Origin of the sequence: Halalkalibacter okhensis, from assembly GCF_000787375.1 — a bacterium.
Lineage (GTDB): Bacteria > Bacillota > Bacilli > Bacillales > Bacillaceae_D > Halalkalibacter > Halalkalibacter okhensis.
Genome location: NZ_JRJU01000001.1, coordinates 170,601 through 183,201, shown reverse-complemented (window position 1 = coordinate 183,201; position 12,601 = coordinate 170,601). Strand labels below are relative to the sequence as shown.

The window sequence follows — 12,601 nt, the reverse complement described above, 5'->3', positions numbered from 1 at the left end:
ATATCAAATGGATATTCAATTACAACATAAAGTGGTCCTAGTTACAGGTTCAAGTCGTGGGATAGGAGCAGCGATTGCAACAAGTTTTGCACAACAAGGAGCAACGGTCATTATTAATTACTTAAAGAGCAAGGAACAGGCCGAACAACTGGCAGATCACTTGATGAATGCGTATGATATCGAAGCAATGGCTGTGCAAGGAGACGTAACAAATGAACTCGAGGTAAAAGGAATGATTGATGACATCATTGCAGAGTTTGATTCCATTGACATAGTCGTGAACAACGCCTTACATGCTTACACGTTTGATCCCGATCGGAGGAAACTTGCTTGGGACCTTGATTGGGAAGATTATCAACTCCAAATTGATGGGGCTTTAAAAGGGACATTCAATGTATGTAAGCATGTCATTCCTTTTATGAAAGAGAGAAAATTTGGTCGAATGATTAATATGGTTAGTAATTTAGTGTATCGACCGGTCGTTCCTTACCACGATTATAATACAGCAAAAGGGGCTGTCCTTACATATTCACAAAACCTAGCAGTTGATCTTGGGTCATTTGGAATTACGGTTAATTGTGTTGCCCCAGGTCTTGTTTATCCAACTGACGCTAGTCGTACGACAAAAGAAGAAGTGAAGGAACTTATCAAGAGCCAAACGCCTTTGCGCCGAATTGCAAAGCCAGAAGACGTTGTTGGCAGTGTGTTATTTTTTGCTAGTGGTTGGTCATCTTTTGTTACAGGCCAATGCATGGTCGTTGACGGAGGATTTGTGATGAAATGATTAATTAAGTGAGTGAAATGGCGAGGAAAAGAGAGACTAATAAATAACCAAGCAAATTCAAACAATTTTTCTCGTCACTCACCAGATTCTATGCTAGGCTAATGAAGGATAAAAAAGTACATAAAGAGAGGATGTTGACAATTGAGTAAGTCGATTGCAAATCTAATTGATCATACGGCACTTAAGCCAGATACGACAAAAGAACAAGTTGAAACGTTATGTAAGGAAGCAAAAGAATACCAGTTTGCCTCTGTTTGCGTGAACCCTACATGGGTGAAGCTCTCAGCAGAGCTATTAAGCGAAGCTGAAGCAGTAAAGGTATGTACAGTTATTGGCTTCCCGCTTGGAGCATCAACACCTGAAGTAAAAGCGTTTGAAACAGCAAATGCCATTGAAAACGGAGCAACAGAAGTAGATATGGTTATTAATATTGCTGCACTGAAGGATAAGAATGATGAACTTGTTGAAAGAGACATCCGTGCGGTCGTAGAGGCTGCTAAAGGGAAAGCGCTAACGAAAGTTATCATTGAAACGAGCCTGTTAACGGAAGAAGAGAAAGTACGTGCATGTGAGTTAGCTGTAAAAGCTGGAACAGATTATGTAAAAACTTCTACTGGCTTTTCTACAGGTGGGGCAACAATTGAAGATATTGCCTTAATGAGAAAAACGGTTGGACCTGACATTGGTGTTAAAGCCTCAGGCGGTGTTCGTGATCTTGCTGGTGCAAAAGCAATGGTTGAAGCAGGAGCAACGCGTATTGGTGCTAGTGCTGGTGTATCTATTGTCAATGGAGAGCAAGCCAATACCGATTATTAAATTTTCGCTCTGATTAGCGTTTTTGTAAAAGGTGTATTTTCACTAGAAGGTGAGGATATGCCTTTTTTGTATGTTATTAGTAGATGTAATGAGAGAGGATGAGGAGTCAAAGAGGAAGGATGAATCCCGAAAAAAGCGAAGGGACGGAAGAACGGGAGTCAAAGAGGAGTGATGACTCCGAAAAAAAGCGAAGGAGCGGGAGAACGGGAGTCAAAGAGGAGTGATGAATCCGAAAAAAAGCGAAGGAGCGGGATAACGGGAGTCAAAGATGAAGGGTGAATCCCGAAAAAAGCGAAGGGACGGAAGAACGGGAGTCAAAGAGAACGGATGACTCCCGAAAAAAGCAAAAGGGCGGAAGAACGGGAGTCAAAGAGGAGTGATGACTCCCGAAAAAAGCAAAGGGACGGAAGAACGGGAGTTAAAGAGGAGTTATGAATCCCGAAAAAAGCAAAAGGGCGGAAGAACGGGAGTCAATGCATGAGAACTCAATGCTCATATGGTACTCACTTCAAGGTAGCTTAAAACCATCCTCTTTTTGCGCACATACATACTCACTCTGGCTTATCTACGGACAAATTTTTTGACATCTAATAGAAAATGATAGATTCTAATTGCAGAAGGCAGGTGAAATGGATGGAAGGGATTTGGACAGTGGGTCCGTTTATCATTAAACAAGCTTGGCTTGTGTTAGCGATCCTTTTTGTAGTCGGATTATTTTTATCCAAACATGTTATAAGTAATCAACAAAGCTCCAAGGAATTAAGGGACGTGTATTGGAATAGTCTTCTTTATTTTTTTATTGCTTTTTCCTTCTCTTCATTTCTTGTGTATCCAATGATTACTCTACGTGATCCTGTCGCAGTATTAGCAATGCCAAGTGGTTCAACGGAATGGATGATAGCGTGTGGAGTGCTGTTTCTCTATGTTATATGGGTAACGAGAAAAAAAGGTGTACATAACATGGCTATTTTTCTTCATATCATGATTAGTTATCTTGTGTTGGAAACGATGTATTTTTCATTTAACCCTTTCCGTTCAGACGGACATCCTGTTAGCTTTTATCAACTAATCTTGAACCTTTTCTTAATGATATTTTTCGTTGTACAACAGCAAAAAAATGTCCGTATTCATTTCATTACTATTAGACTGACTGTTTTATATGGAATGATGGTTGGTTTCCTCTCTCTTATCTTTGAAGTTCGTATGTTTAATGCGGTCGTTCCAAGCTGGTTTTATTTCCTAATAGTTGCAGCAGGGTTAGTTGGAACAAAGAAGAAGATTATAGTAAATGAACAGCATAACACAAAGAAAACAAAAAAGAGTTTGTTCATTCTATTAGTTCTCATCTGCATAGTTGGATGGGGTTCATTCAACTCCTTCACTGCAACAAAAATTTCTGGGGACAGTCAACATTCCTCCAGGGTTGCCGTAGGGCAAATGGCCCCTAATTTTACTTTACAAACGGTAGAGGGAGAGGAGGTAGCACTTTCTGATTTTTCAGGTCAGCGCATTATGATTAACTTTTGGGCAACATGGTGTCCTCCTTGTAGAGCAGAGATGCCTGACATGCAGAGATTTTATAAAAATCATGATGTCGTTGTTCTTGCGATAAACGGAACAAACACGGAAGGTTCGAGTGAACAGGTTAAACAATTTGTTGATGATCTTGGTTTAAGTTTTCCCATCCTCTTAGATGAAGCAGGTGAAACGTATGCCCTTTACCAAATTGGTCCTAGACCCACCTCGTTATTTATCGACAAAAGCGGCATGATCACACATATCCATATAGGAGCGATGAATGTAGAAATGATGATTAGGCAGCTTAAGGGTATGCCTGAAATGTAGGTTGTTTTATGAATTTTGGGGTGTTCAAAAGAGTCAGTTTTTTGACCTTTTTGGACACCCCGAAGCAATAAACAGAAGAGTTATATTTAGTTTTTAATGTGGGTATATTTCATAAATTGCTTTTTCCGTTTCAAGTTTTAAACCTTGATTTTCTTTTGAAGTAACCACTCTTCCAAAAAGAGGAATTTCATAGGCGTTTTGTGGTAAGTTTTTCATACCTTCTGCACTTTTAATATTTCCTTCCCCATGCAGAATGAGTTCTTGACTGGGAATATAATCGTCAATATTGGAATCGTTATTAACAACAGAAATACGATCAAGCTGTAAGGTGACTTGATCAATATCAAAGATCTGTTGTAACCCAGTAGATAATTCATTTTTACGAATAAGCAATGTCTCTCCTTTATGAGACTCGAACCACTCTGATAATTCATCTAAATGTTGAGTCATAATCACCCTCCTTGGTATACTCGTACTTTTCCCTGTTTGCAATCAGTTCATTCTTTTAAGATTTCAACGTAATAATTAACCGAAGAAAATAATTGACGTTTACGTTAACGTAATGTATAGTAAAAGAAAATTCAGACAACGGGGAGTTAACAAAAGTGACATTTTCTATTTCGGATCTTGCAAAAGAGTTTGATATTAGTACTAGAACAATCCGGTATTACGAAGAAAAGGGGTTGATCAAACCAGAAAGGACATTAACGGGTCAAAGAATCTATCATAAAAAGGATCGAATTCGCATGCAGTTAATTCTTCGAGGTAAAAGATTTGGCTTTTCTTTAGATGAGATTGAAGAAATGATTACCTTGTTTGACCTAGATCGAACAGGAAAGAAACAATTAGAAAGAACCATAGCGTATGGGGAAAACAAGATTCGTATGCTAACAGAGCAAATTGAGGAGATGACTGCACTTAGAGATGAGTTAGTGGAGTATCAAAATGATTTTAGACAACGTTTACACAAAATGGAGGGGAACGAATGAACGTATCTGAATTATTAGCGAGAAATGCCAGAAAGTATTCTGATCATACCGCTTTACTTTATTTAGGAGAGGAAATGAGTTATCGTACCTTAGACGAAAGAGTAACCAAACTTGCTTCATCTCTACGTGATCGAGGGATTACAAAAGGGGATAAAGTCATTCTTTTTTTTCCGAATGTACCAGAGTTTGCAATTAGTTATTTTGCTGTTCTTCGCCTAGGTGCTATTACGGTTCCTGTTAATGCTCGGCTGACACCTCATGAGTTATCGTATATTATCGAGCATAGTGAGGCTAAGGCTTTTATTGGACATGAGATGTTGTTTGAAACATGTAAAGATTTATCCTCTAAGTTCCAACTTCATTGGATAAAAACAGGAGATCGTTTTGGTCATTGGGATTCTTTTGAAGATCTTCTCACTTATGGTTCTTCAGACGTGATACATTGTGACTTAAAAGAAGATGAACTAGCAACCATCCTCTACACATCGGGAACGACAGGCAAGCCCAAAGGAGTGCTTTTTAGCTACCGAAATATTTTAAGCGTAGCGACTATGATGGCTGTTGAAACAGAAATGAAGTCAGAATCAAGAATGCTTCATATCATGCCCTTATCGCACTCCGCCCCTCTTCACTTATTCTTTGTAGCGGGGACATATGTTGGAGCAACTCATATTCTTCATCCAAGTTTTACCCCAGAAGCACTGCTGGAATTGGTGGAACAACAGAAACCAACGCATTTCTTTGGCGCACCAGTTGCTTATTTATTGACTGCGAGCCATCCTAAATTGAAAAGTACTGATCTGTCCTCAATGAAGTGGTGGATTTATGGAGGAGCTCCTCTTTCTAAAAATGAAATCACATATATCCGAAACTCATTTAGAACGAACCAGTTAATGTGTGTCTATGGTTTAACAGAGGCGGGACCAAGTGGTACGTTATTATGTCCAAGTGAACACGACGCAAAAGCTGGAAGCATTGGTAGACGTGCAGCTTTAAATACGGAATTAGCAATTATTAATGAAAATGGAGATCGAGTGGATCAAGGAGAAATTGGCGAAATTGCTTTATTTGGAGAAGGGAATATGGTTGGTTATTATAAAGATGATATAAAAACAAAAGAAACAGTTTGTAACGGTTGGTTGTTGACGGGGGATATGGCAAGAGAAGATGAAGATGGATACATTTGGATTGTCGATCGAAAGAAAGATATGATTATATGTGGTGGAATTAATGTATATCCAAAAGAAATTGAGGATGCTTTAAAGGAATATTCGGCCATTACGGATGTAGCAGTAATTGGAGTTCCTCACTCAAAATGGGGAGAAAGTATAAAGGCATATATTGTAACAAATGATCCTATAGAAAACCCTCTAGAAATTTGTCAAACGTTTTTAGAAGGGCGGATAGCGAAGTATAAAATTCCACATATCGTTGAATGCGTTGATGACTTGCCGCGTAATCCGACAGGTAAGATTCTTAAGCAAGTCTTGAGGGGGAAGGAGGGTGCATTGAAATGAATACGCTTACAATAGATGAGAATTTAAATTTTATCGTAAACCGCTATGTTCGTAATGAATTATTACCATACGTAAAAAAAGAATTACCTAAGTTTAGAGCTATGTGCAAACAGATTGATGAACGAGCTAAGCATACCGATCGAGAAGGGCAACCAAAATTAATCAAATATGACAAATTTGGAAATGACATTTCCGAGGTTTGGGTAAATGAAGGGTATCGGCAAACGATAAAAGAAACATACAATACGGGTATTGTTGGGTATCTCCATAAAAACATACCGGAATTAAATCAACGAGGTAGTTATCACTTTTCATATGCTCAAGGCTATTTGCTTTCACAAGTGGAACCAGGGTTTTATTGTCCTGTCACCTTGACAATGGCTACAGCATACTTAGTTGAAAAGTACGCAAATGAGAAACTTAAGGAACGTTATCTTCCTCACCTTCTTTCTACCGGAGACGTCGAGCTCTATGAAGGAGCTACATTTTTAACTGAGAGGCAAGGCGGATCTGATGTAGGGGCCAACGAAGTGATGGCTAAAAAAGAAGGGGAATATTACCGAATCTATGGTGAAAAATATTTTGCTTCAAATGTAGGTATGTGCGGGGTAGCGGCTGTACTTGCTCGACTAGAAGGAGCAGAAAAGGGAACTAAAGGGTTAAGTCTATTTTTAGTTCCATGGCAAAAAGATGATGGAAGCAAAAACGATATACAAGTTAGGAGGCTTAAAGATAAGCTAGGTGTTCGTGCTGTTCCTTCAGGAGAAGTCGTATTTGAAGGAGCTACTGCTTTTCTTATTGGAGAGGCTGAGAAAGGATTTTACTATATGATGGAGGCACTAAATTTGTCTAGAGTGTGCAATGCTATTGCTTCCGTTGGAATTATGAGGAGAGCCTATGATGAGGCTGTTAACTATACACATGATCGAAAAGCTTTTGGTAGACAACTATCAGAATATCCTATGGTTAGAGAAACTTTAATGGACTTACTTGCAAGGCAAGAAGTCGAAACGAGTGCTTGTTTTAAAACCATCGAAGGATTTGAAAGCCTTATAAAAAAAGACAAACAAGGGTCAATGAGAGAGGAGGCCCTTAATCGGTTGTACATTGCATTAATAAAAATGCGTACCGCAGAAGAAGCCATTGCATTCTCTCATGAAGCCATTGAGTTACATGGAGGAAATGGGTACATCGAGGATTTTGTTACACCAAGATTATTAAGAGATGCGCAAGTATTAACCGTGTGGGAAGGGACAGAAAACATTCTAGCATTAGAGGTTCTCCGTTTAATAGAAAAGTTTCAAGTTGATGAATTGTTTATTGATGAGATGAATGATTTATTACATCAACTACCTTCTCATTTCCAAAGGCATATAAACAAGTTAAAAAAAATTATTGTGGAGTTATCAGAGCTATCTAAAGCAGTCAAAGGTACGACAAGTGACTTACAAACATTTCATGCTAAAAAAATAGCTAATTTAATGGCAGATATTTATTTATCCGTTGTGGCTCTTGAAGATGCAATGATGGACCCGGTACGAAAGTGGAAGATCGCAGACATTTTCCTAGAACAAATGTGGGGAAATGAGGGGTTTAATCCAGTTCCGGCTGTGTTAAGACATTTTGATGAATTATTGAATCATACTCAATCCGATCACCTAGTTTAAAAAAGAAGAGATCCTCTTTAAGACATTTCCTGTACCAAGTAATAAATAAACGGCTTTACCCATTTTTCCATATTTTACTAGACTGTTGCGGGTGCACTGGGATTTTCAGTGCGCTCTTTTTTTATGTTTTCTTATTACCTCCTAATTTTGGAACAACCCTTTTTAAATAACCGTAAGTAATCTGGTCCATAATAACTTTTGTCCTGAACAATCCGTTTTGGGCATCGTGCGAGTTATTGGAGGTGCATTACCATCGATGGAATGTTATTCTTCATTGTTTTTGTTCTTGTTGCTATAGTAGGTGCGCTGGCTTACTTTTTTAGAGCAAAACCTGAACCAGTACCTGCGCCTGCATATGTTGGTCGAACCGAGACAACAAATTACGATTTTGAATCATTTAAGGAGGAGTTTGCAATGGAAAAAGACACAAAAGAAATCATTGAGCATGTAACTGAGGAAGCTGAGGAGGAAATTGGACTTGAGTTGGATCCGCTAAAAGGACATTTAGAAACGATGCAGTCAACACTAAGCCAACTTCAATCAACTCAACAGCAGGCTAACTCAATGATTACTACAGGACAAGACCAACAACAAACGAATCAGTTATTACAACAATTACAACAAATTAGCAATCAAGCGCAACAACAACAACAGAAAACATTCCAAGACCTTCAACAATCGATCCAACAAGCTACACAAATGTTAGGGAATGTAAGTCAATCAATTCAATCCATTAATGTATTGAATCAAATGGCTCAGCAAATCAACCAATCTCAACAACAATTGCAACAGCAAACTCAAAGCCAGCAGCAGCAACAACAAGAAATGCAAAAGCTACAGCAAATGCAAAACCAACAAGGTCAAGGACAAGCTAGTCAGTCTTATGGCCAACAATCTTACCAAAACTAGATGACAGAAGGTACCTGTTGACTATGTTAGCAGGTACCTTCCCTTTAAGCATTTGACTTCTCAAGGTGTAACCATTCTACAAACCTTGAAAAGTATGTTACAAAAGGTAACAAAATGATTGAGCAAATAACATTAAAAATAAGGCTAGCATGCGCAAGTTGCATCATGGGTGCTGGTGTGAGACTGCTTGCCAATGCACTTAACCACCCGATCAAAGGGATAAAAAGTAATACACCAAATACATTTAACCAAATATTGGCATAGGCAACAAGTTTCGCGCTACGTCCTGAACCAATGCTAGCTAGATAGGCTGTGACACATGTACCAATATTTGCGCCTAACATGATAGCAATACCAGCAGGGAGATTTAAGACATTATCTGCCATAAATCCCATTGCAATCGCTGTTGTCGCTGTACTTGACTGAATAATTGCTGTCAGAACGGTTCCAATCCCAATTCCAACTAATTGATGTTCATTCGTTAAATCAAAAAAAGAATGGATGGAAGGAATCGATGCTAACGGATAAGCTAACGTTTCTAAACCATCCATGGCAATAAAAATGCAAGCAAGTCCAAAAGATAAACATCCTAGAGAGTATGTTTTTTTGTTGGGAATGACTAAAGAGACTAAGCCAATTACCAAAAGAGGTACGATGAACATGGCCAAATCAAGAGCAAGTAATTCTGTTGTCATGGTTGTACCAATATTTGCGCCTAAAATAATGCCAATTGAGTGACGAAAGGCAAGGAGCCCTGTAGCCACGAGGCCAACCGTCATGATGATGATGGCTGAACTACTCTGAAGTACAGCCGTGGCCATTGCACCAACCACTAACCCTTTCCAGGCTGAATTTGTTAATCGATATAAAACATCTTTAAATTTAGCTTCTCCAATTTGAAAAAGTCCTGCTCTCATTACGACCATTCCAAATAAGAATAAAGCAATAAATACAGCCAACAACGAAAATAATTCTTTAATCACTCCGATCACCTCTCTATTCAATCTATGGACAAAGGTGAACAAGCATGACAGAAATCATGAAAAAGAGAATACTTATAGTTAGAATAAATAAACGAAAAAATATATTACATATAGGGAATTTATTTGAGGGTGTTGTAAAACAAAAGATCTGTGCCTTTTATGGTATACTAGAGCCAATGATTTTTTTTATACGATTGTGAGGCGTTTACAACATGAAGGAGAAAATAATTGAAAAGAGCATTGATTTGTTTGGGAAAAATGGGTTTACTGAAACATCCATTCAAGATATTGTAGAAGCTCTTGGGGTGACGAAAGGAACGTTCTATTATTACTTCAAATGCAAAGAAGAGCTACTAATGGAAATCCACTTTCGCTATATTGACGATCTGTTAATAAATCAAGAGGAAATAGTAAACAAAGGCAGTACTCAAGAACAAAAACTTTTTGAGATGGTTTACATGCTAATGAAACACATAGAGGGACATGGACAAAGTGCAAGAGTGTTTTTTCGTGAGATGCAGCACTTAAATGACGTCCATCTTGAAGATATATTTAAGAAAAGTGATGAGTTTAAAGAAAATATAAAACGTGTTATCGAAAAGGGAATGGAAACGGGTGAATTTCGCAAAGATTTGCATAGCAATATTATTACTCTAGCGATTCTAGGAGCCGTGAATTGGAGTTATCATTGGTTTGACCCAAAAGGAGAGTTAAATGAAAAGGCTGTATCTAAAATATATATTGATTTAATGCTTAACGGGTTAAAAGCAAAATGATAGAGCGGAACTTGTTGATTTTCGGTTGACCTATCATAATGATTATATTATAATGCTAAGAGACGTGCACTCAAATTGAATGTACGTCCTGAGTTGGTTGTTTCGGAGGGAGGGAAATAAAATGGCAGAAACTCGTGTTCGCAAAAACGAATCGATTGATGCTGCACTTCGTCGCTTCAAGAGATCACTCTCTAAAGAAGGAACGTTGGCTGAGGTTAAAAAGCGTAAGCACTATGAAAAGCCTAGTGTTAAGCGTAAGAAGAAATCTGAAGCAGCAAGAAAACGTAAGTTCTAATTGAAGTGAGAGGGTGCTTTCATTGAATCTTCTTGAACGGTTAAATCAAGACATGAAGAATGCGATGAAGAACAAGGAAAAGGATAGACTCTCTGTCATCCGTATGGTAAAGTCATCGTTGCAAAACGAGAAGTATAAGCTCGGACGTGAGTTGACGGACGATGATAGCCTTACGGTGCTTAATCGCGAACTGAAACAACGCAAGGATTCCCTCCATGAGTTTGAAAAAGCAAACCGTGAAGATTTAGCTTCCAAGTTGCGTGAAGAAATTAACGTACTTGAAGACTATATGCCAGAACAGCTTTCTGAAGAAGAGGTCTCTCAAATTGTTCTAGAAACAATTGCAGAGGTAGGGGCTTCAACCAAAGGAGACATGGGTAAGGTCATGGGAGCAATCATGCCTAAGGTTAAAGGAAAAGCTGATGGTGGTCTTGTGAATCGTCTTGTGCAAAAACATTTATCATAATGACACAAACGTCTCATCTCTTGTTAGAGGTGAGACGTTTTTTCGCTTATACTAGAGCTGGAATTTGTTTTCGTGATAGAATGATAAGTAGATGGAAAGTGAATATTATAATAAAAGTGGTTAAAAAGTTGAAACCTCATTTTGCTTATATTCGTATAAGAATAAGAGTGACGATAGAAGGGAGGGTACATATGAAAAGCAAACGTTTACGTCTTATTGGGTCAATCGCGTTTCTTTTTTTAGCTTGTTTGCTCATACCGATTCAATCTTTCGTTTATAGTGATCAAGAATCTGAGAATGAATCTTTAGTTTATTATATTCCAGTTGAACAAACAGTAGAGCGTGGGCTTGAAGCTTTTATGTCACGTTCTATTACTACGGCGAAAGAAAATGGAGCTACCCATATTATTTTAGAGATGGATACACCAGGAGGAGCGGTTGATGCAGCTGGTAATATTGCACTGTTAATCCAAGAAAGTGATATTCCAATTATTACTTTTGTTAAAAATAAGGCGATTTCAGCAGGTGCTTATATCGCGCTTAATACTGAGCAAATAATTATGGCGCCAGGGGCAACTATGGGGTCAGCAGCTGTAATCGATGGTGCCGGAAATGCGGCTGAAGATAAGACACAATCATACTGGTTGTCTGAGATGCGTAGTGCTGCTGAGTTAAATGGTCGAGATCCGCAGTATGCTCTTGCCATGGCTGATCAACGTATTGATCTGCCTGAATTAGGGGCGCCTGAAGGTGAATTATTAACTCTTACAGCGCAACAAGCAATGCAGGTAGAGTATGCCGAAGCGATTGCTTCTAATCGAACGGAGCTTATTGACTATTTACAATTAGGGAGTGTAGAAGAGCGGGATATGCAAGTTAGCTTTTCTGAGCAAATTGCGCGTTTTGTCACTCATCCTGTTGTCATACCAATTCTATTATCCATAGGTAGCTTGGGGCTTGTTCTTGAACTTTACTCACCAGGTTTTGGGGTACCGGGAATAATGGGGATTTCCGCCTTGATGCTCTTTTTCTTCGGGCATATGTTTGCGGGATTTGCTGGTTGGGAATCGATGATTTTGTTTGTGATTGGTTTTTTACTCATTGTGGTAGAAATATTTATACCTGGCTTTGGGATCTTTGGTTTGTTAGGGATTGCCTCCGTTATTGGAGGTATGCTGCTCGCTTCATTTTCAACGGCTTCGATGCTGATCTATATTGCGATTGCCCTTGTGATAACAGCTGTTGCAACGGTTTTTATCTTTAAATATTTTGGCAACTGGGGTCCGATGAAGAAGATCATCCATACGGATTCAACGAGTACAGACAAAGGGTATATCTCTAATAAAACAAGAGAAGAATTGATTGGTCAATCTGGTACGACTTTGACTCCACTGCGTCCTTCAGGTTCAGCAGTTTTTAATCAAGAGCGTCTTGACGTTGTATCTGAGGGAGGATATATTGGACAGGGTAGCAAAATTGAAGTTGTGTATACAGCTGGTTCGCGAATTGTCGTTCGTGAAGTGAAAGAAAACAATTTAAAGGAGGAATAAGAAA

13 protein-coding genes are annotated in these 12,601 nt (G+C 38.7%); 11 read left to right on the top strand and 2 right to left on the bottom strand.

Annotation, left to right across the window (positions count from 1 at the left end):
* Positions 1–7 precede the first annotated feature (7 nt).
* The 3 genes from LQ50_RS00950 (at position 8) to LQ50_RS25890 (ending at position 3,445) form a co-directional block, all read left to right on the top strand.
* Positions 8–784, top strand: coding sequence for a 3-oxoacyl-ACP reductase (locus LQ50_RS00950; RefSeq protein WP_034625070.1), 777 nt, complete (start codon positions 8–10; stop codon positions 782–784).
* Positions 785–925: 141 nt separating this feature from the next.
* The gene (deoC, locus tag LQ50_RS00945; RefSeq protein ID WP_034625068.1) at positions 926–1,600 is read left to right on the top strand and encodes a deoxyribose-phosphate aldolase; all 675 of its coding nucleotides are present in this window, start codon (positions 926–928) and stop codon (positions 1,598–1,600) included.
* A 633-nt stretch (positions 1,601–2,233) separates the two neighbouring features.
* Positions 2,234–3,445, top strand: a complete 1,212-nt coding sequence (locus LQ50_RS25890; RefSeq protein WP_052144508.1) for a redoxin domain-containing protein — start codon at positions 2,234–2,236, stop codon at positions 3,443–3,445.
* Between the two features lie 93 nt (positions 3,446–3,538).
* On the opposite strand, the gene ymzB is transcribed toward LQ50_RS25890, so the two are convergent.
* A complete protein-coding gene (gene ymzB, locus LQ50_RS00935) occupies positions 3,539–3,895 on the bottom strand; it encodes a protein YmzB (RefSeq protein ID WP_034625067.1) in 357 nt (118 codons plus the stop codon).
* Positions 3,896–4,050: 155 nt separating this feature from the next.
* Between ymzB and LQ50_RS00930 the strand changes: the two genes are divergently transcribed.
* The 4 genes from LQ50_RS00930 (at position 4,051) to LQ50_RS00915 (ending at position 8,527) form a co-directional block, all read left to right on the top strand.
* Positions 4,051–4,434 carry a MerR family transcriptional regulator gene (locus LQ50_RS00930; protein ID WP_034625064.1) on the top strand — a complete coding sequence of 128 codons (384 nt, stop codon included), beginning with the start codon at positions 4,051–4,053 and terminating at the stop codon, positions 4,432–4,434.
* On the top strand, positions 4,431–5,951 hold the full coding sequence (locus LQ50_RS00925) for a class I adenylate-forming enzyme family protein (protein ID WP_034625062.1): 1,521 nt from the start codon (positions 4,431–4,433) through the stop codon (positions 5,949–5,951). The genes LQ50_RS00930 and LQ50_RS00925 overlap by 4 nt, the downstream gene beginning before the upstream one ends.
* Entirely contained in the window at positions 5,948–7,618 is a 1,671-nt protein-coding gene (locus LQ50_RS00920) for an acyl-CoA dehydrogenase family protein (RefSeq protein ID WP_034625060.1), read from the top strand. The genes LQ50_RS00925 and LQ50_RS00920 overlap by 4 nt, the downstream gene beginning before the upstream one ends.
* A 414-nt stretch (positions 7,619–8,032) precedes the next feature.
* Entirely contained in the window at positions 8,033–8,527 is a 495-nt protein-coding gene (locus tag LQ50_RS00915; protein WP_070808103.1) for a hypothetical protein, read from the top strand.
* A 44-nt stretch (positions 8,528–8,571) separates the two neighbouring features.
* Here LQ50_RS00915 and LQ50_RS00910 read toward each other — a convergent pair whose 3' ends face one another.
* Positions 8,572–9,510 (bottom strand): Na/Pi symporter, encoded by a 939-nt coding sequence (locus LQ50_RS00910; protein WP_034625058.1) that lies wholly within the window; start codon positions 9,508–9,510, stop codon positions 8,572–8,574.
* 212 nt (positions 9,511–9,722) lie between these two features.
* Here LQ50_RS00910 and LQ50_RS00905 point away from each other — a divergent pair, with 212 nt between their 5' ends.
* From LQ50_RS00905 to LQ50_RS00890, 4 genes are all read left to right on the top strand, one after another.
* On the top strand, positions 9,723–10,286 hold the full coding sequence (locus LQ50_RS00905; RefSeq protein ID WP_034625056.1) for a TetR/AcrR family transcriptional regulator: 564 nt from the start codon (positions 9,723–9,725) through the stop codon (positions 10,284–10,286).
* Positions 10,287–10,407: 121 nt separating this feature from the next.
* The gene (rpsU, locus tag LQ50_RS00900; protein ID WP_003323311.1) at positions 10,408–10,581 is read left to right on the top strand and encodes a 30S ribosomal protein S21; all 174 of its coding nucleotides are present in this window, start codon (positions 10,408–10,410) and stop codon (positions 10,579–10,581) included.
* Between the two features lie 22 nt (positions 10,582–10,603).
* On the top strand, positions 10,604–11,047 hold the full coding sequence (locus LQ50_RS00895) for a GatB/YqeY domain-containing protein (protein WP_034625053.1): 444 nt from the start codon (positions 10,604–10,606) through the stop codon (positions 11,045–11,047).
* A 191-nt stretch (positions 11,048–11,238) separates the two neighbouring features.
* Entirely contained in the window at positions 11,239–12,597 is a 1,359-nt protein-coding gene (locus LQ50_RS00890; RefSeq protein WP_034625051.1) for an NfeD family protein, read from the top strand.
* Positions 12,598–12,601 lie beyond the last annotated feature (4 nt).